This window comes from Rhodococcus jostii NBRC 16295, from assembly GCF_001894825.1.
Lineage (GTDB): Bacteria > Actinomycetota > Actinomycetes > Mycobacteriales > Mycobacteriaceae > Rhodococcus_F > Rhodococcus_F jostii.
The window spans coordinates 1-20,762 of record NZ_BCWY01000051.1 but is presented as its reverse complement, the minus strand read 5'-3'; the positions used below and the strand labels follow the sequence as shown (position 1 = coordinate 20,762).

The following is a 20,762-nucleotide window of genomic DNA, read 5'->3' as shown; positions in this document are numbered from 1 at the left end:
ATCTGCCGCAGATAGCGGACGAGGTCGCGGTGCTGTTCGACGCCGCGGTCGTGATCTGCACGCCCGACGGGCGCGTGCAGACGACAGCTGGTGCGGCTCCCAACCTGCAGGCGCTGGAGGGGTTGCCGCTGTTCGACCCGTCCGGCCGGCTTCGGACCGAGCGCCTGCACCACGGCCTGCAGCCGGCACCGGGCACCGAGGCAGGTCAGATCGCCGTCGCGCCGGTGTTCGCCGGCGGCACCGACCACGGCCTCATCGTCGCCTTCGTGGAAGACGGCGGACTGGGCCCGGTCACCGTGCAAGCGCTCGAGCGCGCCGCAACCGTTGTCGCGTTGGCGGTCACCAAGCAACTCGCTGTGTCGGCCGTCGAATCCAAATTTCGCGGCGACTTCCTGCGCGATGTTCTCAATGGCACCGCCGGGACGACCGCCCAGATCACGGAACACTGCGCGCAGCTCGAATGGGACGTGAACCGCAGCATGGTGGTCGTCGTCGCCGAGTTCGACCCGGACGCCGATCCGGCGACGGCCGGCCAGACGATCCGCCCGCCGGTTGCCGGGCGAATGCCGCAACAGCGGCTCACCGCTGCCTGGCAGCAGGTGGTCCGTCGCAGGGATCGGTTCGCACCGGTGGTTGGCTTCAGTCATGAAGTGGTGGCCTTGATTCCGGTCGGCGGCAGTGACACCAAAACTGTGATCGAGGAACTGGTCGCGGCCGTCACCGGGGACCGTGGAGGCGGCCGGCATTCGTTCTGCACCGGCATCAGTCGCGTCATCGACTCGGTGGCAGACATCCCGCAGGCGTACGACCAGGCGCGTAAGGCGGTGACGGTGGGGCGGCGCATGCGCGGGAACGGTACTGTCGCCCACTTCGACGGCCTGGGCGTGCACAGACTGCTCTCCCTGGTCGACGACAGCGCTGAACTCCAAGCCTTCGCCACGGAGGTCCTCGGTTCGCTGGCCGACGACGCCGACGAGGCGATCGATCTCCGCCTGACGCTGCAGGCACTCCTGGACACCAACTGCAACGTCGCCGAGACTGCACGCGTCCTGCATTTCCACTACAACACCTTGCGTTACCGGATCGGCAAGTTGGAGAGCATCGTCGGCCCTTTCACGACGGATCCGATACTGCGCTTGGATGTGGCGCTTGCATTGCGGGTCGTAGAGATGGAGGATTTGTAGCCGATCAGCGGTGGCCGTGTCGAGAACGCTCGAACGAGGCCTGCGGATCGAGGCCGGTCCGCAGGCGCAACGCCCTCGTGCGAGGCCGAGGCACACCAACTGTGGCGGATCATCGAGGGACGCACCCAGCAGCTTCTCGAGACGCTCAGCCGGGCATAGCGGGACTGACGTCGAACCCCAGAACGGTCGCGGTCCGGGCCTTGCTGCCCCGGGTCGCGAGATACGCATCCAGGGTCCGCCCGAGATCTGCGGAATGTGTGGTGTCATAGGCGATCACGAAGCCGAGCTGTTCGGCGATGAACGCGGTGAGCGCGGCCGGTGCCAAATCGGCGGCGAGCAACCGTTGGACCCCGACGTCCCGCGAGAGGATCACCCGGTTTTTCCGGGTGTCGAAACGCCGGGAGATCTGGACGATCTCGCGGGCCTGGCCGACTGCCGCCGAGATGTCGGACAGCTGCTGGGCCGGCGCCACCACCCGAGCGTGCGCACCGCCCGAGCCGCAGGGCCCGGCGCAGCAGCTCGTCGGCGACGGTGAAGGTGGACCGAACTCGCGCAGGGCCCACCAGGACGATGCTGGCCGGCGCGGCGCTCGGCACCGCCTTCTCGTTCGGGAAGCTGATGATGGTGATCGCCGGCAGTTCGGCGATCCTGGGCGCATACGTTTCCATGATGGGGTTCGTCGGGGCACGCACGGGCTGACGACCGTCATCATGGCGCGCTACAGCTTCGGCACTCGCGGGTCCAAACTCGCCTCGGTACTGCTCGGCGGCACCCAGGTCGGCTGGTGCGGCGTCATCATCGATCGGCGACCTCACCGCGCAGGCTCTGGGCTGGCAATCGTACGCCGCGGGGCGGCGGTGATGATCGCGGCGAGCATCTTGATGTGTGTCACCGCGTGCTACGGATACCCAGGGATGTACTGGGTGTCGTTGATCTCCATCCCTTTGATCCTCGCCCTGGCCTACTGGGTGGTGTCCCGGTCCCTCGAGGAGGTCGGCGGATTCTCGGGCTGGTCTCGGTCGAGCCCGCGACGACGATGACGGTCACGCGATGCTGGCAATGTGATCACACTGGCACACGCAATCACAGCATGAAGGATGAGCATGTGGCGCAGCCGAAAAGAAATCCAGTTACGGAATGAAATAGGAAGCCAGATGTTGCTGGACGGCGCACTGGCCCAAGGTTTCTCCTCCTACTCCCTGATCGGCCGCGTCGATGAATGTCGTCATTGGACTGCGATCAAAGTTCCAACCACAAATCTGTCACTGGAACGACTGTCCTTCCCCTCCACGGGGGTGCGCGTTGGGTAGACGTGAGCGAGTTGGCTCACGACAGTCGAGTCGCATCCGGCTTCGTGAACAGCCTCCCAGAGCTTGTCGACGAATCGCGGGATCGAGATTCCGAAAATGGAGAATGTTTCCTCCGCGGACGCGCCGCCGTATGGCGCCCAGATCTGAGCGAAACGAATGATTTCGTCGGCCTCGCTGCTATGACCGGTGGGACAGCGTTGGGCGCGCCTTGACTGAACGATTCGCCGACGGCGTTCTTCCCTGTACCTGCGCAGCTGACCGTTGAGCTCCTGATCCCCATCAGGCGATTGCGGGTCGTGCTGATACTCGACATTCATGGTCAGAATTCTTCCTGGAGGGATCAGATGCTATTGGTGCTGGCTGACCGCAGAGTCCACGGCATGCGTCGGTCGTTGCCAGTTGTTTTCGAATCTGGTCTCTGCGGTTTACGCTGTGCGCTACGTGAGCTGAAAGCTCAACCCGTAGTGTGGATACCGGTTGTTAACGCATATCGGTGGTCCACCTGACGTCGGATCCACTACGAGGATTTGGGAGCCAGGGGCATCGGTTGTTTTCCCAGCCGAACGCACCACCTCGTCTGGGAATTCGGCAGCCCCGAAAAAGCTTTGATGGAACGAGCTGCAACCGTGTACATGAATCGAGTGGTGAAGCCTCGGCATAGCCATGGGGCCGCGAACCGTCGGTCCGACGGCTCGCGAACCACCTTCGGTCATAAGGAAATTCGGACCCCGACTTAGCTAATCCTTGCGCACCACGAGGGCATCGAGTGCCACCAGGCCCGAGCCTTCATCCAGCACGACGGCCGGGTTGATGTCGAGTTCCTCGATTTCGTCCCGGTAGTGCCAGGCCAGGGCGCCCACTGCGTGTACGGCGTCGGTCAGGGCTTTGACGTCGGCGGGCGCGGTGCCTCTCGCCCCGCGCAGAAGCGGGTAACTGCGCAGGGAGGTGATCATGTCCTCGGCTTGCTGAGGCGTTATCGGGGCGAGGCGCACGGCGACGTCGTTCAATATCTCGGTGTAGATTCCGCCGGCGCCGACTACTACCGCAGGGCCGAGCATTGGATCGTTCTTGACTCCGATCATCATTTCGATCCCCGGACGCACAAGTTCTTGTACGGAGACGCCGTTGATCCGAGCCCCGGGTGCATATCGGTGCGCGTTCTCGACGATAGTTGTGTATGCGTCCCGGACCTGGGTGGAAGTGGTCAGTCCCAGTGCGACGATCCCCGCGTCGGTCTTGTGGGTGATGTCTGGCGTGTCGACCTTCAGCACCACCGGATAGCCGAGCTGATCTGCAGCTTCTGCGGCCTCGCTCGCGGAGTTGACCATGATCTCTTTGGGCGTTGCAATCCCGTAACTAGCCAAGAGTTGCTTGCCGCGGTGCTCGCTGAGCGTCTTCTGGTCGCCAAGCGGCAGTCTCGTCGGCGCTGCGATCGAGGTATGGGGCGGCACCAGGGACTGCTCGCGGCCCCGGCACCAGGCCACGCCATTCCGAACTGCCTTCAGGCTGGCCACTGCTCCCATCAGGTGCGCCACACCAGCCGAGCGCAGTAGCCGATTGAAGGTGGGTTCGAGACCCCCGGCGACCGGGCTGAAGCTGACGATCGGGGTTCGTATTGTCGCGGACAAGTCGGCGACCATGTGTCCGATCGGGGCATACAAGGCTCGTTGCTGTTCGTTGAGGCCGGGTTCGGCACCCTGGCAGACGACGATGAGACCCACCGTCGGATCCTCGTCCAGGATCTCGATGCAGCGACGGTAGGCCGCTGGGTCGTTCAAGGCGAGGGTGACATCCAACGGGTTGGCGGGTGTGCTGTGGGCAGTGAGCGTATGGGTTAGCGCTTGCCTGGTCTGGTCGGTGAGTGCAGCGAAGCGAACGCCCGATTCCGTCCCGATGTCGGCGGACAGTCCGGCCATCCCGCCCGAGACGGCGGTGACGGCGACGCCGTCGGACGTCGGGGGATTCGAGCGGAGGTGCACCATGAGTTCGCAGGTCTCCAGGAATTCTTCCAGACTGTCGACCAAGATCATGCCGTGTCGCGCGAAGTAGGCTTCGGCGAGCGCGTGGGGCGTCGCCAGCGCGCCCGAATGTGCTGCTGCAGTGCGCTGTCCTGCGTCGGTCCGGCCCAGTTTCAGCACAACCACCGGTTTGTTCTGGGTCAAGGCATACCTGGCAGCCTCGGCGAGGCCTGCCGCGTCACGCACAGCCTCCAGATGCAGGCCGATCACCTCAGTGGCGGGGTCATCGGCGAGGAAGCGGACATAGTCCGCGACGGACAGGCCTGCCTCATTTCCGCAGGAGATGACGTAGCTGAAGCCGGTGCCTCGGTCCGCGTTGGTGACCGCGATGCAGGAGGACCCGCTGTGGGAAACGAATCCGATCGGTCCGCGTCGGCCCTCAAGGTCGATGCCGGCGTAGTACATCGCGGTGTGATGCTCGAAGGAGAGCACTCCCAAGCAGTTCGGTCCGCACGCAGCGATTCCGTACTCTGCGAGCTTGCGCGACAGGTCTGCCTGGATCGCATTGCCGTGCTCACCGAGTTCACCGAAGCCGCTAGCGAAGATGACTGCTGCGCTTATGCCCTTGGCGTGCAGCTGGTCGATCGCGTCCGGAACCAATTCGGCGCGCAACGCAATGATGCAGCAGTCGACGTCCGCCGGAATGCTCTCGAGAGTGGGGTATGCGTCCAACCCGGCGACGGAGTCATGCGCGGGGTGTACGGGGTATATGCGTCCCTTGTAGCCGTTGGCCAGCAGGTTTTGCAGGGCGGTACCTCCGGCATTGTTCTCCGAACATCCCAGGATCGCGATGGATCGGGGCGCCATCAGGCGGGCGATGTTGTCGCATGAGGTACCGGTGCGGGGCGAGGAAGTGAGCATGTCAGATCCTCGGGAGAGTGCGAAGGTGGGCGCTGAATCCGGGCACGTAGGCCTCCAGGGCGTCGGCGCGCAGCGCGTAGAAGTAGAAGCGACCTTCTTTGCGGATCGTGACAAGGTCAACGTTGTGGAGCGTCTTGATGTGATACGAGATCGTCGCCTTCGAGACATGCAGAGTCTTTTCTAGAGTGGTGCACGCAACCTCTCCATCGACCGACATCTGTCGGATGATCTCCAAGCGAGTGGGGTCGCCGAGCGCCTTCAGTACGTCCGCAAGTGGCAGGGATGGTCGTCGTATTTCCGTGTGCTGTTCTGGCACTGGACCTCTCCTTCTATTGACTCGGTTGCATCCTCATGTCCATCCGAGAGCCCGTGCTCCCGGATGTCCGATCGCGCATTGCGCTTGACAAGTAGGTGAAGTTTTTCACACAATTCTATAAATCTCAAAACGTCGAAGGTGTGAATCAGCACACTTTCCGTGACCATCCTCCGACAGAACGGTCGAGTAATTGTCATGAACGTAGAACCGGGTATGCCATGATCAGTCGTCTTACTGGTCGTCGACCCGCCTACCGAGGCGCAGCCCTCGGAATGGCGTTTGCCGTAGGGTCCGCGGTCCTTGCCGGCTGTGGCGGAAGCACCGCGTCATCGAGTGACTCGCTACGGGTCATGACCTGGGGAGGGGTCTTCACCGAAGCCGAGCGCGGCGCGTACTACGAGCCGTTCACCGAGGCGACCGGGATCAAGGTCGCCGAGGTGAGCCCGGTATCGCTGGCGAAGATCAAGGCCGGCGTAACCAACAAGACCTACGACGTCGACACCAGCTCGCTTTCTTCGTCGGAGTACTTCCAGGCCGCCGGCGAGGGGCTGCTAGAGCCCATCGACTACACCGTCGTCAAGAAGGCGGGCGATGTTCCCCCGGACGTGTACGAGGAGTACGGAGTCAAAGCGAACAGCATCAGCTACCAACTGGTCTACAACTCGGACAAGTTCACGCAGCAGGGGCCCCAATCCTGGGCTGACTTCTACGATGTCGCCAAGTTCCCGGGCGACCGGGCGCTGTGGGACAGCCCCATCGGCAACATCGAGTTCGCCCTCCTGGCCGACGGGATGACGCCGGACCAGCTCTACCCGCTCGATGACAAGAAGCTCGATCGAGCGTTCAAAAAGCTGGACGAGATCAAGCCGCATATCAAGATCTGGTGGCAGCAAGGCGCGCAGTCACAGCAGTTGTTCCAGGACGGTGAAGTCGATCTGATGATGATGTGGAACGGTCGCGCTACCGACCTGATCCGGCAGGGGCAGCCGCTGACTCAGGTCTGGAACCAAGCGGGTTTGGCGGTAAACCGGTGGATCGTGCCCAAAGGCACCCCCAACGCCGGGAAAGCAATGGAGTTCATCAACGCCGCCCTCGATCCTCAGAAGCAGGCGAACTTCGCCGAGACGCTCGGCTACGGACCGAGTGTGCCGAGCGCCTTCAACCTGTTGTCACCCGAGGAGGCTGCACTTCAGCCCGGATCCCCACTGCACGGGAACGTCGAATTCGAGATCGACGGTCAGTGGTGGGGCGAGAACCTCGCAGATGTGCTTCCTCGGTGGCAGAACTGGCTCTCTCAGGGGTGAGCCGCTGCTTCCCACAGCACCATCCACTCGCTCGCATTGGAGACTCAGATGGCAACAACACTCGCAACACCACCAGCGCGTGCCGTCGCGAGGGCTAAACGCTCAGTCAGGGACCTGTCTGGGTATGTGCTTTTGCTCCCGCTTCTGGGATTGGTCGGCGCCGCACTCATCGTTCCTCTGGGGTTCATCCTGGTGCGGAGTTTTCAGGATCCGTCAGGTTCGTGGTCGTTCGACGTCTATCAACAGATAGCCGCCAGCGACATCTATCGACGATCGCTCGTGAACACGTTGGTGATCTCGACGGCAGTCACCGTCATCTGTCTTGTCCTGGGCTATCTCGTCGCACATCGCATGGCCACCAGGTGGGCCCGGTTCGCTCCCGTAGTGGCGGGGCTGCTCCTGCTGTCGTTTTGGACAGGGCTCTTGATCCGGACTTTTGCATGGATGATCCTGCTCGGCAAGAACGGCGTCTTCGCTGCGGTGGCCGAGGCGGTGGGAGTCAGCAACCTCCCCCAGATGCTCTACAACCCGGCCGGGGCGATCGTTGGCATGGTCAATATCATGCTGCCCTACATGGCGTTGACCCTCTACTCAACAATGCAGCGGGTCGATGACCGGACGATGACGGCGGCGGCCAGCCTGGGTGCCCGGCCCATCGTCGCCTTCTGGCGGATCTACGTCCCGGCGACGCTCCCCGGTATCGCGGCAGGATGTCTACTCGTCTTCGTGATCACGCTCGGCTTCTACATCACCCCAGAGCTGTTGGGAGGACCAGAGACCGTGATGATCTCGCAGAGAGTCGCCAAGGTGGTGCAGCAGCTACTTGATTTCCAGCTGGCCGGTGCGCTGTCGCTGGTGCTCCTGGTCGTCAGTCTCGGCCTGCTTGCCCTGTACAACCGACTGTTCTCACTCAAAAACCTCAGAGGTCTGTGATGCGCGAGACAAACCACAGTGCGGCGACCAAGTCGGGCGCCGTTGCGCTGGACATCATCGCGGTTCTGGCGATCATCTTCCTGCTGCTGCCATTGCTGATCATCATCCCGATGTCGTTCAGTTCGTCTCTGACACTGGAGTTCCCACCGCCGAACTGGTCGGTGGCGAACTATCAGGAGTTCTTCACCAGTGTCGAATGGCGGCGTGCGACCATCCATACCTTTGAGGTCGGTGTCCTGGCGATGATCCTCGCGGTGGCTGTGGCGACACCGACCGCGTATGCGATCAACATCTCGCGCATCCGCGGACGCGGGGTGGTCCAGCTACTGGTCATGCTGCCCCTCGTCGTACCGCTGATTGTCGTGGCGGTTGCCGCCTACGGATACTTCGCACCTCGTGGCCTATCGGACAGCATCGTCGGGCTGGCTCTCGTCCAGGGCATGCTCGGAGTCCCGTTGGCCTTTCTCGCGATCAATGCGTCGTTCGACCAATTCGACAAGGCACAGTTAGTCGCGGCACAGAGCCTGGGCGCGAAGCCATGGGTGGCTTTCGCTCGCGTTGTCTACCCGTCAATTCGACCGGGAATCGTCACCGGCGGACTATTCGCGTTCGTCTTCTCCTTCAACGAAGTCGTCACCGCAATCTTTCTCGGTGGCCCACAGTCCGAAACCCTGCCCAAACGCATGTGGGACGGGATCCTTCTCCAAGTCGACCCGATCATTGCGGTCGTCTCAACCGTGATGATTCTCTTCACCGTCCTGTTAATGGGCGCCGCCCTGGGTGCGCGCCGACTGTCGAAGCGAGTGCGCGCATGACCACCACCGATCATCGGATCCCGAAGCACAACAACGCTGCTGCAAAGCGAAGCCCCAAGTCCGGGGCGGCGGTACTGTCGGACACCGAACTTCAGCTCAAGAACCTGAACAAATCCTATGGGGGATCTCAGGTTGTATACGACGTGAGCCTCGACGTCGCGAGCAACGAACTCATCACCCTGCTCGGTCCCAGCGGGTCGGGAAAGACCACGACCATGATGATGATCGCAGGGTTCGTGACCCCCGACTCCGGCGACATCGTGATGGACGGTGAGTCCATCACCGTTGTACCGCCGTACCAACGGAACATTGGAGTTGTGTTCCAGAACTATGCCCTCTTCCCTCACATGTCGGTGTCCGCGAACGTCGAGTTCCCACTGCGCCAGCGAGGGGTGAGTCGCGCGGCGGCTCGCAGCCGGGCCGAGGAGTTCCTCGAACTTGTCGGACTCGCCGGCTACGGTTCGCGACGCATCCCACAGCTGAGCGGAGGTCAACAGCAGCGGGTTGCTCTTGCCCGAGCGCTGGTCTTCGATCCACCGTTGCTCATCATGGACGAACCGCTCAGTGCACTGGACAAGCGGCTGCGCGAACAGATGCAGGAAGAGATCAAAAGGATCCAGCAAGCGGTCGGTGTCACGGTTCTCTGTGTCACACACGACCAGACCGAGGCGTTCGTTCTGTCCGACCGCATTGCCGTGATGAACGAAGGGCGAATTCTTCAGGTCGGTCATCCTCGGGAGGTATACGAGCGCCCCGCCGACAGCTTCGTCGCTGAGTTCTTGGGCGAATCCAATCTGATCCGCGGTCGTGTCGGTCCAGAACACCAGGGAGGCAGGGTCTTCCACACCATCTACGGATTCGACCTTTGCGTCGAGCGTGACACGCCTGAGAGCGCCACCGCAATACTTGTCCGGCCGGAGCGCGCTGAACTCCACCGAGCGGGCGAGCAGCCCGAACAGGTCTTCGCCGCAACTCCCACGATCCACGGCAGCATCCTCACCGCGAGCTTCGTCGGCAGCTCGATGGTCTATCGGGTCGACTGCGACGGCCTCGAATTCACCGTGCGCCAGCCCGCGGGTGGTTCGACGCCGTTCACTCCCGGGGACGCCGTTGTCCTGGGTATTCACGCCTCAGCATGTGCCCCAATTCAGTTCTGAAAAATCTATCGAAGGACGTTATGTACACACAGATCAACTACACGGTCAGCGATCGGATCGCCGAGATCGAGCTCGCACAACCCGAGAGGATGAATGCGATCAGTCCCGAGATGGAGACTGAGATGCACGAAGCGCTCCAACGGGCCGATATCGATCCCGAGGTCAAAGTCATCGTGCTTTCGGCCGCAGGCAACCACTTTTCCTCCGGTTATGACATCGGGACGCTCGACCCCGAACGACCGGAGAAGATGGGCATCATCGACCCGGTGGGGGAGACCATCGAGGACTACCTGACGTTCTGGTATCGCTGGGACCGCCAGTCTGTGGACAATATGATGCGGTTGTGGCGGCTCGATAAGCCCGTGATCGCATCTACCCAGGGGTACGTCATGGGCGGTGGGTTCTGGTACCAGTTGGCCTGTGACCTGACGGTTGCATCCGAAGACGCCGTGTTCGGGCAACCCGAGGTTCGGCACATCTCAAACACGACATTTCTCTTTGCCGCCCTCGCAGGGTGGAAGAACGCCAACCGCTACGCACTCACTGGAGATCATTTCGATGCGCAGGAGGCGTACAGGATGGGCCTGGTGAACGAGGTGGTCCCGCGATCCGACCTCGCCACCGCCACGCGTGAACTGGCCTCACGGATCGCCAAGGTGCCTCTTGCCTCACTTCGATTGAACAAGGCAATCACAATGGCTGGGCTGCAGGCCTCAGGCGTCGGCAGCGGGATGCTACTTAACGGCGTGCTCTCCGGATTCGCCCACAGCTCCCACGGTCCCGACCGGGAGGAACTGCTCGAAGCGCAGCGCGAGGGCGGGCTCCGCGAGTTCCTACGCCAACGCGACGGAAAGTTCCGGCCCGAGCCATTCGGCCCCAAGAGCAAGTGATGGCTTCGCACATCTGACGAACTACAGGGATTTCCATGGGTGCCGGCGTGGCACAAACGTCCGGCGGCACCCATGGGGGACAAAAGAATCATGTGGGAGCCATGCAACCCGCGGCGCAGACGTCCGAGATCTTGGTACATCTGCGGTGTCAGAGCATTGAGCTTGTCAGGTCGGTTGAAGGTCGATGTTACGACCGCATCCCTCTCCTCAACGATCATGTCCGGGCCCACTACATCGGGTCCTGCGAGCAATGCTGTCGTGCGCGAGATGGTCATCGCATCCTCTCATCATCGTGGTCAGGGTCTGTTCCCGAATGGGACGGCTACCCGAGTTCGCGGAAGCGTCATAGCTGAAGCTATCGCTTGGGCTCGGCGGTGAAACATGTTGCACACGAAGATATTTGCAACATTCGAGCGCTGAGACTGCGAAGGTTACGAATGCGCAACATGCCCACGGGCCCGTTGCGCCGAGATGCTGTCACAGCATGTGCGGCGCTGTGGTTTTGATGGCAAGAGCCACACGCCGATTCGCCAGTCCTCTGGCATGAGCAACGACTTCTCTATTTCCTGGTCGGCACCGATTTCGGCTCGGTCTTCCTCGAGTGGTGGTATTACCCGCTGGAAACGAGCCACGCGGCATCAACGGCCACCGCCGTGCCGGGTGTCAGCCGGTGAGCGGGGCGTCGGTCTCGCCGCACGTCGTCGGCTGCCTGCGCGGCCGCGACGATCCGGCCACACTGCAGGCGCTGCGAACGACTGGCCGGAGCTTGGATCGTTGGCACCAGAACCGTTTTGCAAAATTATGGATAAGTCTTCAACATCGTGTTGACGTGACCGCTCTGGCGGTCTAGGTTGTGAGTTAACTCACGACCACCGGCTCTTCTGTCTACGGTCACTCCTATTTACCTGAAGGAGTCGATAGTGATCGACCTCAGTAACAATCATTCGGAACGGTTGACTCCGGCGGCCCGTCGCGCATTTGGTGCCGCTATGGTCGGAACGGTTGTCGAGTGGTATGACTACGCGTTGTATGGCGCCGCCTCCGGCCTGATCATCAGCCGGTTGTTCTTCCCTGATTCCGTCTCCGTTGTTGGCGCACTTGCGGCTTTCGCGACTTTCGCGGTTGGGTTCGTTGTGCGGCCGATCGGTGGGATCGTGCTTTCTCATGTCGGTGACACAGTCGGGCGCAAGCCAGCCATGATCATCTCGATAGTGTTGATGGGCACTGCCACCGTCGCGATCGGAATGCTGCCCACTGCTGAACAGGTTGGGATTTGGGCGCCGATCTTGCTGGTCTTCTTCCGGTGCGTGCAAGGGTTCGGAGCAGGCGCCGAGTTGGCGGGTGCGTTCACTCTGGTCGCCGAGTACGCGCCGGCTCAGCGTCGCGGGTTCTTCACTGGCATGCTGAATGCGACTCCGGCCGCGGGCATAACCTTGGCGACAATGTCCTTCTTGCTGGTCTCAGGTATGTCCGATGACGTCCTGCTCGGCTGGGCATGGCGCATACCGTTCATCGGATCGGCGATTCTTTTCGTTCTCGCCCTCTACATTCGTCGACGGCTGGAGGAAACTCCGGCCTATGTTGAGGCGGTAGTCAAAAGGGAGAACGGAAGCGCAGAGAACCGGACGCCACTGAGCGAATTGGTGCGCTGCAGTCCGCGTCAACTTATCGCCGCATTGTTGGCATGCAACGGCCTATACGTGTACGTCTATCTGTTGAATACCTTTTCTCTTTCATATCTGACCACGTATACATCGCTCTCGCGCACTCAGGCATTGGCAGCAGTCAGCATTGCGGGTCTGTTTATGTTGATCGGGTCCCCGATCGGAGGATTAGCTGTTGATCGATTTGGCGCCCCGAAGGTGCTTGCATTTGGTGGACTATCTGGAATCGCTTTCGCTTACCCGATGATGTTGGCCCTTCAGAGCGGCCGTTTCGTCTTGGTTGTCGGCGCTATGGCCATCGCGAACCTTATTATCATCGGGGCGTGCGGAGGCTCGCAGGGGAGCTTCCTGGCCAATCTGTTCCCGACGCGCTACCGGTTCAGTGGGATCGCAGTCGGCCGCGAGGTGAGCGGTGCGATAGTCGCCGGCACGGTGCCGATGGTGGCGACGGCGCTTATTGTCGTCGCAGACGGTGAAGTGTGGTTGACCTCCATCTACATCGCCGTAATTTCGCTGCTATCAGTACTAGCAGTCCTTGTCGCGCGGGGCGGCGGGAAATTCACACACGTGAACAACGAACTCTCGAATGAATCCGGAGATGCACCAGATCGCGCCCTTCGCTGAGTTTGACGTCGATGCACACTCTGATTCGTAGAAGCCAAGTTGATGGCGGACGCATTTTGCACTCGCGTTCTCGCTCCACGGGATGGAGTAGTGCTGACGACTAGAGTGATGCGGTGGGGGTGCGCCGCTGGTGCTACCTATAGTTGAAGATTGTGAGATGGCTTCCGCTGACGAAGGATGACAATGCGACCCTCAATCGGTGATGAATACAAAGACAGCGTGATGTCCGCCGATGACCTGCTAGCGACCGTAACTATGGTCATAACAGCGCTCAATGGCTGTCTGCCCTCCGGAACTGAGATCGTACTTCACGACTTGCGCCATCCTGACCGTTCGATTCTCGCAATCGCAGGCGATGTGACACATAGGCGAGTCGGAGACCCCACGCCTGGTGCCCTGCTGAAGCAGGCTTCGGCCAAACGGCCGGAGGATATGCACAATAGATCGACGTTGCTCGATGATGGTCGAGTGATCATGTGGTCGTCTATCCTCCTGCGAGATCGAAACCATACCCCGGTGGGCGCACTTGGCATCAACAATGATGTAACACATCTGCGCAGGGTAAAGGCGATCGTCGATGCTGCACTCGGTTCTGGAACATCAGCGGGCAATGGAGAACTCTCCTCTGGAGAACGGAGCCCAGAGGGGCGAGATGCTCGTCAAAGTGAGCCTGGATCAGAGATATTCGCGCGGGATGTTGACGAACTCGCCACTGCATTACTTGCGGAAAGCACCGTCCGGATCGGAGTACCTGTCAGTCTGATGAAGAAGGAACACAAGGTCGCAGTCGTATCGGACCTGCAAGACCGGGGGTTCTTCTCGTTGCGCAATGGAGTCGATCTCGCGGCCTTACATTTGCAGGTATCGCGGTTCACGATCTACAACTACCTGAAGGAAGTGAGCTGACAAAGTTCAGCCAACCACGGACGTCATGAGCCCTCGTGCAGAGCCCGAAGGGTACAACGACGTTCTGTAGGCGGGACAGACTTACCGTATTCCGCGTCGACGGCGGTAAGAGTTTTTCGGACCGGCTTCGTTGCGCTCAGGAATAGATGGTCGCGATGATTCCCGCGTGCATGGGCGCCGTTTCGGATGCGTTGTCCGGCGACCATGACCTGCCTGCTTCTCGGGATCGGCGCTGGACACTCTGCAGCCCGGCGGGAGGTGCTTCCCGGACGTAGGGCCAGAACATGTCCTGAACCCATAGAAGTCACCATGGTGGTCACGCTGCCATCATCGACATGAGGTCTGTCGATTCGGGCGATATAGTGAACACAGCAGAGGTATTCATCGGACAGATGTCGGACTGGCGGTCGTCGGCGTCCTCCTCGGCGGCCGCATTCTCTCAGCGGACACCGCACTTTAACGAACCACGGGTACCGCCGACAGCTCGCCGACGTTCCCATTCAGCTGTCGCCGGAAGCAGCCCGCAGACGAGGCGTCCCCTGTCTGCAGCCGGCGACGCTTTCCGCATCAGCCACATGAATCTGTAGATAACCGCAAACTGATCGTCCGGTCGTCAATCCCTGAGCCTGACGTCGTTCGGCTGATCGACTGTAGTGCCTGAACTTTCACGATTGCGTGGGACTTTCGTCCGCGTGGGCTGGCTGTGATTCGTGTTGGCCGGGTGGCGAAATCGTCGTCAACAGCGTGCGGGTGACGCCGTCAAGGGTCCTAGGATTCCAGCCGGTCAGATCTCGCCATCGATCCAGGCGATACGCGACGGTGTTCGGGTGGATCGCCAACTTCTCTGCAGTTGTTGCGGTCGAGAAGCCCGAGTTCGCATAAGTGATCACGGTTTCAGGTAAGTGCGGGTGCGCGCGGGCGGCTTCGGATCCGGCAGCGGCGAGGCCGCCGAGCCGGTCTCCCGCGGCGACCATGGTGGCGGCAAGCCACGCGGATTCGAAGTGCTGTACGGGCTGTGCCGCCGAAGCCAGTCTCACGCACAGTCGAGCGTCCTGGATTGAGTCGACGGCTCCGCGTAATCCGTTTCGGTGCATCCCAGCCCCGATGACGCACGACGGTAACGCAACCCGAATCCTATTGACCAGGTCCGAGATGTTGCGATCCTGACACAGTACAAGTACCGAGTCATGGAGGTCGAGTTGAGCGCACAGAACCGCCCCTCCACGGCCCGAATCGACAAGAGGGGTGACGGTTTCAGTCTTCGCCGGTCGCACGAGCAGGGCGGTGAAGTCGTCGGCGCAGGAAAAGCCGAGCGTGTCGGAGAGAACATTCGTCTCAGAAGTGACGATCCCGGCGACCAAGAGGTCCGCTAATCGGTATCGCAGGCGGAGGTCGCGAGCCTGGGCGCTGTGTGTTGCCGCTGCGTGCGCGTCTGCGATCGCCGCACTGACGGGTCCGATCGTTTCCCACATGATGGTCGCAAGCCCCGGTAGGAGTGCGCGTTGAGGAGCGGTCTCGGCTACACCGTCGAGTAGCTTCCACAGTTCGCGATCGCTGACATGGTACCCACCGATTACGGCCTCCATGCTAATTCCCTGAGATGCGCGAAGCCGGCCCAGATTCGCCGCCCGCTCCAGGTCGTCGGCGTTTGGTCCCCGAGTCTCCATAAGCGCCCTCAGTAGTTTTTCTTGCAGCATCAGAACGTGCCCAATGTGTTGTTGCAATGGGACCGCGGCGTACTCGCGAATTTCGGTTCGGATCGAGTCGACAACGCGTGGAGCCCATTCGGGCAGTCTTTCAATCGCGGATCGACATAGGACGGTCACTGCGCGGTCGGGCATGCTGCCTCCTCGTCAAGCCTGTGTCTGTCCACAAGCATATGCGTGAGATGGCGGGCAAGTCCGTGATTCACACGATGACACTTGTGTGTATCAACAACAACAATGGAGTGCAGTGATACTGCACGTTGCAAATGAAGGAAGCCTCCGTGAGCCTCGATACCACCCCACGCCTCGACGACCGCTACCGAACCGAGCAAGGAACCGTCTACCTATCGGGCCTTCAGGCGCTGGTTCGGCTTCCGTTGGATCTTGTGGGCCGAGATCGGACTGGTGGCCGAGACACCAGAGCGTTCATCTCCGGATATGAGGGATCTCCGCTGGCGGGGTACGACCTCGAGCTCGCGCGTAATGCGGCGCTGCTCGCGAGCGGAGGGGTGGTCTTCCAACCGGGCGTGAACGAGGAGCTGGCGGCCAATGCGGTACAGGGCAGCCAGCTCGCGGCCCAACTCCGGGGATTTGAAGGTGATGGGGTTATTGGTATTTGGTACGGGAAGGCGCCCGGTCTCGATCGCGCCACGGATGCCCTCAGACACGCGAACCTCGGTGGTGCGCACCCGGGCGGAGGGGCGCTGGTCATTGTCGGTGACGACTCTGTAGCCAAGTCGTCGACCGTCCCCAGTAGCTCGGAGATCGCCCTCGCCGAACTCGGGATGCCCGTGCTCTCGCCGTCCGACCCGCAGGACATTCTCGACCTCGGAGTCCACGGAATCGAAATGTCGCGGGCGAGCGGGCTCTGGGTGGCGGTGAAGATCGCGACCAATGTTGCGGACGGTTCTGCCACCGTTCGGGTCGGCCCCTCGCGGGTCGACCCCGTGAAACCACAAAGTGAGTATCTACATGAGGTTTCCGCGTCCTTTGTGCAGCCCACGATCGCCCGTCTGGAGCGCAGCCTCTTCAGTGATCGTCTCGCTCAGGCGCGTCGATACGCCGCGGCGAACGCCATCAACTCCGTGCACGGCCAGGAGGGTGCAGCGGCAAGAGTCGGTCTGATCGTCGCTGGGAGCTCCTATCTCGACGTTCGACAAGCCTTGCTGAATCTCGGCCTAACAGAATCCGAATTGGCGGACAAAGGTGTTCGGCTCCTGAAACTGGCCCTGGTCCATCCCTTGATTCCCGAAGAGATTCGCGCCTTTTCGGACGGTCTCGATGAACTGATCGTCGTGGAGGAGAAGCGTTCATTCATCGAAGCCGCAATCAAAGACATCCTGTATGGCACCGATTGTGCACCGGCAGTTTCCGGAAAGACCAGTCCTGATGGTAGCCAGTTGTTGCGCTCGGATGCTGATCTGACGCCCGAACACATCGCTGAGGCGCTGGCCAGCCGTCTGGGACAGTATCTAACCCTTCCCGAACGCCCCCAACCCGATGTCACGCACAGGCGTCCAGTGGCGCTGCCCCTTCTGGCACGCACCCCATTCTTCTGCTCCGGCTGTCCACACAATCGGTCGACCGAGGTCCCCGGAGATTCCCTCACCGGCGCCGGGATGGGGTGTGCTGGGATGGTCACAATCATGAACCCAGATCGGGTGGGAGAGGTCATCGGGCTAACCCAGATGGGCGGGGAAGGTGCGTTGTGGATCGGAGCGTCACCATTCCTCTCCCGCGACCACATGATTCAGAACATGGGCGACGGGACCTTTCACCACTCCGGCAGCCTCGCCATCCGCGCCGCCATCGCTAGCGGCGCCAACATTACCTTCAAAGTGCTTTACAATTCCGCAGTTGCGATGACCGGGGGGCAGCAGGCGGTCGGCAAGATGTCCGTGCCGGCAATCGCACACGAGCTGAAGGCGGAGGGCGCAGCGCGAATCATCATCACCACCGAAGAGCCCCGACGCTACCGCAAGGTCAAACTTCCGTCCGGAGTTCAGCTCCGTCACCGTGACGATCTCGTTCAGATTCAAAATGAGCTTGCCGGCATTGCCGGGGTCACCGTCGTCATCCACGACCAGGAGTGCGCAACGGAACTCCGGCGCAAGCGCAAGCGTCATCTCGCTGACGACCCGCAGACGCGAGTCTTCATCAACGAACGCGCCTGCGAAGGATGCGGCGACTGCGGGGAGAAATCGAACTGCTTGTCAGTCCAGCCCGTCCAAACCGAATATGGGCGCAAGACCAAGATTCACCAGGCGTCGTGCAATAAAGACTATTCCTGCCTAGACGGGGACTGCCCCTCCTTCCTGTCAGTTACGCCAGGGCGGAGCACCCCACGTCTCACTGCTCCGGACATCTGCTCAGACGAACTGCCGTCCCCGGAGTTCGTTGTGCCCACCGACAGCTTCTCCGTGCGGATCACCGGCATCGGCGGTACGGGCGTGGTGACCATCGCCCAAATGCTCGCGACGGCGGCAGCACAAGCCGGCCACTATGTTCAGGCCCTCGACCAGACAGGTCTCGCCCAAAAGGGCGGCGCAGTGGTATCCGATGTGCGGATCTCCACAGAACGCCTCGAGCAGGCCAACAAGATCGGGACAGGATTGGCCGATCTCTATCTGGGATGCGATGTTCTCGTCGCAGCAGACCCCGCCAACCTCACGGTCGCGACGAAAGGTCGGACGGTTGCCGTGGTTTCCACCGCAGAGGTGCCGACTGGCGCAATGGTCACCGATACCAACATCGCCTTTCCCCGATCCGACCAGACTGTCGATCGCATTGCCCATGTCACTCGCGAAGGTGACACCCACTTTGTCGACGCGCGACAGTGGACGTTGGACCTCTTCGACGACGACCAGTACGCAAACGTGCTGCTGCTTGGTGTCGCCTACCAGCGGGGTGCCCTCCCTCTGCCGTGGGACGCCATCGAAACTGCGATCAAGCTCAACGGCGTCGCGGTCGAGCGAAATCTGCAGGCATTCAGGCGAGGGAGGCAATTGGTCAGCGATCCCGACAGCCTGAAGGCGATATTGTTCGCTGCACAGGTGACAACAGAGCCTGCTGAGACCAGCGCCGAAGCCCGAGAAATAGCAGGCCAAGTCAGCGCCGCTGAAGGCTCCGAACTCGCCCGGATAGTGCTAGCACGGGTCGATGACCTCATCGGATATCAGAACGGCGCCTATGCCCAAACCTATGCAGATCAGGTCGAGTGGGCGCGGCGCGCCGAAGAACAGGTGTCGCCCGGTTCCACACAATTTACCGAGTCCGTCGCTCGGTATCTCTACAAACTGATGGCATACAAGGACGAGTACGAAGTGGCAAGGCTTTGCCTTGATCCCCAGCTCGAGCGCGAGCTGGTGTCTCAATTCGGCGAGGGTTACCGCGCGCACTACCGGCTGCACCCGCCCTTCCTACGGGCGCTCGGAATGTCGAGCAAACTCAGCCTGGGTCCATGGTCCCGGCCGATCCTGGCAGTTCTGCGCGCTATGCGCGGGTTGCGCGGCACCTGGCTAGACCCCTTCGGTTACGCCAAACTCCGTCGTCTCGAGCGCGAACTCATCCGCGAGTACACAGCCACTATCCGACGGGTGACGTCGGGACTGGCCGAAGACAATCTAGAGCTAGCGATGGAGATCGCCGAGTTGCCTGACGGTATCCGTGGCTACGAGAGCATCAAAATGCAAAACGTGGCGCTGTATCAAGAGCGGCTTGCCGAACGTATGAGCAACTACCAGGATTCTCAGGTCTGCGCGTGACGTGAAAAGCGTTCCGAGCGTGGAGAATCTCGTGAACACGTCAACTGAGAGCATCCGAATCGATGGTAGGGGTCTCCAGACCTCCCTCGATACGCAAGGCGCGGCACCTGGGCTGTCGGTCGGTAGGGGCCAACCAACTCCCGCTCTCGTTGATTCGGACACTTTCGAACAAAGTAGCTGTCTGTGTGACAGATGAATCCCGGGTTGCCGGGCGCAAGAATGGGAGCGCGAATTGGCATTCACACGTAGATCTTTCATGAAGGGCCTCGGGGCCACCGGAGGCGCAGGCCTCGCGTACGGCGCGATGTCGACGCTCGGGCTCGCACCGTCGACCGCTGCGCCCGCCCGCACCTTCCAGCCGCTCGCGGCCGGCGACCTGATCGGGAAGGTGAAGGGCAGCCACTCCGTGGTCGTGCTCGGCGGCGGCCCCGCCGGTCTGTGTTCGGCATTCGAACTGCAGAAGGCCGGGTACACGGTGACGGTCCTCGAGGCCCGCACCCGGCCCGGTGGCCGCGTCTGGACCGCACGGGGCGGCACCGAGGAGACCGACCTGAGCGGCGAGACGCAGAAGTGCACGTTCTCGGAGGGCCACTTCTACAACGTCGGCGCCACCCGCATCCCGCAGAGCCACATCACGCTGGACTACTGCCGCGAACTCGGCGTCGAGATCCAGGGCTTCGGAAACCAGAACGCCAACACGTTCGTGAACTACCAGAGCGGCACGTCGCTGTCGGGCCAGTCCGTCACCTACCGGGCCGCGAAGGCCGACACGTTCGGCTACATGTCGGAGCTACTGAAGAAGGCCACCGATCAGGGCGCCCTCGACCAGGTGCTGACCCGGGAGGACAAGGACGCGCTGTCGGAGTTCCTCAGCGACTTCGGTGACCTCTCCGACGACGGCCGCTACCTCGGATCCTCCCGTCGCGGTTACGATTCCGAGCCCGGAGCCGGCCTGAACTTCGGCACCGAGAAGAAGCCGTTCGCGATGCAGGAAGTGATCCGCAGCGGCATCGGCCGCAACTTCAGCTTCGACTTCGGCTACGACCAGGCGATGATGATGTTCACCCCGGTCGGCGGCATGGACCGGATCTACTACGCGTTCCAAAACAGGATCGGTACCGACAACATCGTCTTCGGCGCCGAGGTGACGTCGATGAAGAACGTGTCCGAAGGCGTCACCGTCGAATACACCGCCGGCGGCGCGAAGAAGTCGATCACCGCCGACTACGCGATCTGCACGATCCCGCCGCACCTCGTCGGACGACTGCAGAACAATCTGCCCGGCGACGTGCTCACCGCGCTGAAGGCGG

Annotated in this window: 16 protein-coding genes; 12 read left to right on the top strand and 4 right to left on the bottom strand. The window is 61.6% G+C overall.

What is annotated here, in order from left to right:
* On the top strand, positions 1 to 1,184 hold a 1,184-nt coding region (locus RJ1_RS28220), incomplete at its 5' end, for a PucR family transcriptional regulator (RefSeq protein ID WP_073365828.1).
* A 145-nt stretch (positions 1,185 to 1,329) separates the two neighbouring features.
* Here RJ1_RS28220 and RJ1_RS28215 read toward each other — a convergent pair.
* Positions 1,330 to 1,656, bottom strand: coding sequence for a PucR family transcriptional regulator (locus RJ1_RS28215; protein WP_143048814.1), 327 nt, complete (start codon positions 1,654 to 1,656; stop codon positions 1,330 to 1,332).
* Positions 1,657 to 1,721: 65 nt separating this feature from the next.
* Here RJ1_RS28215 and RJ1_RS47905 point away from each other — a divergent pair, with 65 nt between their 5' ends.
* On the top strand, positions 1,722 to 1,883 hold the full coding sequence (locus tag RJ1_RS47905) for a hypothetical protein (protein WP_240319601.1): 162 nt from the start codon (positions 1,722 to 1,724) through the stop codon (positions 1,881 to 1,883).
* Positions 1,884 to 1,894: 11 nt separating this feature from the next.
* Positions 1,895 to 2,224, top strand: a complete 330-nt coding sequence (locus tag RJ1_RS28210; RefSeq protein ID WP_240319600.1) for an SLC5/6 family protein — start codon at positions 1,895 to 1,897, stop codon at positions 2,222 to 2,224.
* Between the two features lie 1,007 nt (positions 2,225 to 3,231).
* Here the strand turns inward: RJ1_RS28210 and RJ1_RS28200 are convergent.
* Positions 3,232 to 5,373, bottom strand: coding sequence for an acetate--CoA ligase family protein (locus RJ1_RS28200; protein WP_073365825.1), 2,142 nt, complete (start codon positions 5,371 to 5,373; stop codon positions 3,232 to 3,234).
* Between the two features lies 1 nt (position 5,374).
* Positions 5,375 to 5,689 (bottom strand): ArsR/SmtB family transcription factor, encoded by a 315-nt coding sequence (locus RJ1_RS28195; protein ID WP_083400342.1) that lies wholly within the window; start codon positions 5,687 to 5,689, stop codon positions 5,375 to 5,377.
* Between the two features lie 350 nt (positions 5,690 to 6,039).
* Here RJ1_RS28195 and RJ1_RS28190 point away from each other — a divergent pair, with 350 nt between their 5' ends.
* The 7 genes from RJ1_RS28190 (at position 6,040) to RJ1_RS28160 (ending at position 13,982) form a co-directional block, all read left to right on the top strand.
* Positions 6,040 to 6,993 (top strand): ABC transporter substrate-binding protein, encoded by a 954-nt coding sequence (locus RJ1_RS28190; protein ID WP_162850272.1) that lies wholly within the window; start codon positions 6,040 to 6,042, stop codon positions 6,991 to 6,993.
* A gap of 48 nt (positions 6,994 to 7,041) precedes the next feature.
* Entirely contained in the window at positions 7,042 to 7,926 is an 885-nt protein-coding gene (locus RJ1_RS28185) for an ABC transporter permease (protein WP_073365823.1), read from the top strand.
* Positions 7,926 to 8,741 carry an ABC transporter permease gene (locus RJ1_RS28180; protein WP_073365822.1) on the top strand — a complete coding sequence of 272 codons (816 nt, stop codon included), beginning with the start codon at positions 7,926 to 7,928 and terminating at the stop codon, positions 8,739 to 8,741. Before RJ1_RS28185 ends, RJ1_RS28180 begins: the two co-directional genes overlap by 1 nt.
* Positions 8,738 to 9,898, top strand: coding sequence for an ABC transporter ATP-binding protein (locus tag RJ1_RS28175; protein WP_083400340.1), 1,161 nt, complete (start codon positions 8,738 to 8,740; stop codon positions 9,896 to 9,898). The genes RJ1_RS28180 and RJ1_RS28175 overlap by 4 nt, the downstream gene beginning before the upstream one ends.
* A 20-nt stretch (positions 9,899 to 9,918) precedes the next feature.
* Positions 9,919 to 10,788 (top strand): enoyl-CoA hydratase/isomerase family protein, encoded by an 870-nt coding sequence (locus RJ1_RS28170; protein ID WP_061043561.1) that lies wholly within the window; start codon positions 9,919 to 9,921, stop codon positions 10,786 to 10,788.
* A 920-nt stretch (positions 10,789 to 11,708) separates the two neighbouring features.
* Positions 11,709 to 13,076 carry an MFS transporter gene (locus RJ1_RS28165; RefSeq protein WP_205415336.1) on the top strand — a complete coding sequence of 456 codons (1,368 nt, stop codon included), beginning with the start codon at positions 11,709 to 11,711 and terminating at the stop codon, positions 13,074 to 13,076.
* Positions 13,077 to 13,259: 183 nt separating this feature from the next.
* The gene (locus RJ1_RS28160) at positions 13,260 to 13,982 is read left to right on the top strand and encodes a helix-turn-helix transcriptional regulator (protein ID WP_162850271.1); all 723 of its coding nucleotides are present in this window, start codon (positions 13,260 to 13,262) and stop codon (positions 13,980 to 13,982) included.
* A 665-nt stretch (positions 13,983 to 14,647) separates the two neighbouring features.
* Here RJ1_RS28160 and RJ1_RS28155 read toward each other — a convergent pair.
* Positions 14,648 to 15,823: a PucR family transcriptional regulator gene (locus tag RJ1_RS28155; protein WP_083400338.1), complete on the bottom strand. Its 1,176-nt coding sequence runs from the start codon at positions 15,821 to 15,823 to the stop codon at positions 14,648 to 14,650.
* 131 nt (positions 15,824 to 15,954) lie between these two features.
* On the opposite strand from RJ1_RS28155, the gene RJ1_RS28150 reads away from it, so the two are divergent.
* Positions 15,955 to 19,452, top strand: a complete 3,498-nt coding sequence (locus RJ1_RS28150) for an indolepyruvate ferredoxin oxidoreductase family protein (protein ID WP_073365818.1) — start codon at positions 15,955 to 15,957, stop codon at positions 19,450 to 19,452.
* A 256-nt stretch (positions 19,453 to 19,708) separates the two neighbouring features.
* Positions 19,709 to 20,762 (top strand): flavin monoamine oxidase family protein (locus tag RJ1_RS28145; RefSeq protein WP_073365817.1); only part of this gene is annotated, 1,054 nt, incomplete at its 3' end.

Coding starts and splice junctions, on each gene's coding strand:
- RJ1_RS28210 (WP_240319600.1), top strand. CDS start 1,895: ATGGCGCGCTACAGCTTCGGCACTCGCGGGTCCAAACTCGCCTCGGTA.
- RJ1_RS28200 (WP_073365825.1), bottom strand. CDS start 5,373: ATGCTCACTTCCTCGCCCCGCACCGGTACCTCATGCGACAACATCGCC.
- RJ1_RS28190 (WP_162850272.1), top strand. CDS start 6,040: ATGACCTGGGGAGGGGTCTTCACCGAAGCCGAGCGCGGCGCGTACTAC.
- RJ1_RS28185 (WP_073365823.1), top strand. CDS start 7,042: ATGGCAACAACACTCGCAACACCACCAGCGCGTGCCGTCGCGAGGGCT.
- RJ1_RS28180 (WP_073365822.1), top strand. CDS start 7,926: ATGCGCGAGACAAACCACAGTGCGGCGACCAAGTCGGGCGCCGTTGCG.
- RJ1_RS28175 (WP_083400340.1), top strand. CDS start 8,738: ATGACCACCACCGATCATCGGATCCCGAAGCACAACAACGCTGCTGCA.
- RJ1_RS28170 (WP_061043561.1), top strand. CDS start 9,919: ATGTACACACAGATCAACTACACGGTCAGCGATCGGATCGCCGAGATC.
- RJ1_RS28160 (WP_162850271.1), top strand. CDS start 13,260: ATGCGACCCTCAATCGGTGATGAATACAAAGACAGCGTGATGTCCGCC.
- RJ1_RS28155 (WP_083400338.1), bottom strand. CDS start 15,823: ATGCCCGACCGCGCAGTGACCGTCCTATGTCGATCCGCGATTGAAAGA.
- RJ1_RS28150 (WP_073365818.1), top strand. CDS start 15,955: ATGAAGGAAGCCTCCGTGAGCCTCGATACCACCCCACGCCTCGACGAC.